Raw genomic sequence first — 2,192 nt, 5'->3', positions numbered from 1 at the left:
GCTGTTGCAGCAAAGGGAACTACTAGATCAGAGCCCTGAGATATTGCGACGAAGTTTATACGTATTCCCAGCAAGCGATGGTGGGTTATGCAGATTAGATAGTCTGAAGAAGCGTTTCAGCAAACTAAGAAATGAGGCAGGTATCCCAAAAGAGTTTCGACCGAATTACTGCCTGCGAGATACAGTTGCTTCAATGATGTTATCAAATGGTGCAACCTTAGCTGAAGTCGCCCATCAGTTGGGACATGCCCCAGGCTCACCGATGACCCGCCGCTACGCCAAGTTCATTCCAGCAGCCCAACAAAGTATCGCCAACAAGGCTCAGGAAGCGATGAGTTTATTGTTGGAGCTCAAAAGTAATCCGATAGCCAAGAGTGGTTAGGCCTGCGCGACTAGTCCTCTTAGCTGAAATTTCTCATCTCCTCAAACATCCCTCCGGGGGAGCAAAAGCCTCTCCGTCCCTCCATTCTTTACCTCTCCTAATTGATTTTTAAACTCGTTGAACTAATCACCAATCAGGCTCACGTTGGCGTGATTCACTGGTTGAGTAATACTTCTGCGTTTCTTCTTGTTTTCAAGCAAAACCTGCCAATTTTAGCTGTACATAACCTCAAATAGTTAGCCTCCAATCTTTGGCCAATCTCTGTAAGTGATTCCGTATCTACTTGATATACCACTTAACCATCAATGAATACAGTTAGATAAAACATAATCTGCAATTGTATATTCCTGCGTATAAAGTTTGCATCGTTGATAGCATTAAATCACTTACTTTCACTGGATCAATCAGATCTAAATTCTTCTTCGCCTCCCCTTTTTTACTACTTTGGGCTAATTGGTCAGGATATCTGCGTAAGCAAGCTTCAGCATTAGTTCTTCGACAAGCTAGCCAGATTTCTAGAAATTGTGTACTTTACGTTTTGATCTTGATCAGACCCTTGTAAATTACTAGGTAGCATAGGGTTTAATTGAAAATCACTAACCTTTAACACTCTGTATCCAAACAAAGAGTGCTGATGCACCGCAGTCGCTTGTTCAAAACCCTAAAAGTACTAGTTCTGTCTGTAGCATTGTTCAGTCTGTCTGTAGCAGATGCTCTGGCGATCAGTGATGGCAGTGAGTGGCGATTTCGCCTGATTCAGGGGGCAAATTTTGGAGATGGGGTGGAGCTGGGATCCTACAAAGTTGGCAGTAAATCCTATGAGATGAGATCACATCCCAGCAAGAACAGTGGCTTGATGCTGGTCGTCGGCAGCTGGGGGCTGGGGTATTATGACTTTCAAACCGAAATCAATCAGACGGATGCCCTACTCACACACAAGCTAGATGCTAGATTCTATGAAATCGGCTACCTGATTCAAACTGCAGGTAACCCGAGCCTGACTGTTGGAGGAGGTTATCCCGTCTCTGGAAAGGGCACCATTAGTTATCCCTACAGTATCTCGGATCTGGTCAGTGAAGAGGTGGTTGGCTATTCTTGGTTTGCCCAGCTTGGTCTGGAATACACGCTGCCAGTCAATCTAGCATTTACCGGGTTGGAATTTGCCGAGGTACTCTTGGGCTTCCGGCAAAATTACTTAGAGTATTCCAGTTATCAGTCAGCGAGTGTCAAAATCGGTAAGCCCCAGCCGATCAGTTCATCACAATTCCAATTTGGGCTTGGGTTTGTTTTTTAGTAACCACATGAAACTCTATCTTTTACTTCTGCTGGTCTTGTTTGTCTGCACTTCAAGTTGTTCGCTACTTGAGGAAGTGGACAGTGAAGACTTCAATAGTGAGTTAATCTCCTCGGACTTTTACTTGCCCGGTATTGCTATTGATGTCGGTGTGAGTGGATCCTGTGCAACCAAGTTTGATAAAACTATCAAATGTTGGGGTCTTAATGACAAAGGACAACTTGGTGATGGGACCACTGATGATAGGACTACCCCCGTGACAGTTTCAGGTATTTCCACAGCAACAAGAGAGTTATCGGTTGGAAGCAGCCATACTTGTGCCGTGTTATCTGGTGGAACAGTCAAGTGTTGGGGTCTTAACGACAAAGGACAACTTGGCGATGGGACAACCACAGATAGGAGTATCCCCGTGACAGTTTCAGGTATTTCCACGGTGACCGCTGTTTCTGCTGGGCGCAAGCACGCTTGCGCCGTGTTATCTGGTGGAACAGTCCAGTGTTGGGGCCTTAATGGCAA

Annotated in this window: 3 protein-coding genes; all 3 read left to right on the top strand. The window is 45.3% G+C overall.

Annotated elements, in window-relative coordinates:
• Positions 1–382, top strand: a 382-nt coding sequence (locus tag P8O70_22065) for a tyrosine-type recombinase/integrase (GenBank protein MDG2199528.1), incomplete at its 5' end; no start/stop codon positions are given.
• Between the two features lie 634 nt (positions 383–1,016).
• A complete protein-coding gene (locus tag P8O70_22060) occupies positions 1,017–1,676 on the top strand; it encodes a hypothetical protein (protein ID MDG2199527.1) in 660 nt (219 codons plus the stop codon).
• A gap of 7 nt (positions 1,677–1,683) precedes the next feature.
• A partial coding sequence (locus P8O70_22055; protein MDG2199526.1) for a hypothetical protein occupies positions 1,684–2,192 on the top strand: 509 nt, incomplete at its 3' end.

The organism is SAR324 cluster bacterium (genome assembly GCA_029245725.1).
GTDB lineage: Bacteria > SAR324 > SAR324 > SAR324 > NAC60-12 > JCVI-SCAAA005.
The sequence above is the reverse complement of the archived record's forward strand: the minus strand, read 5'-3'. Positions and strand labels throughout refer to the sequence as shown.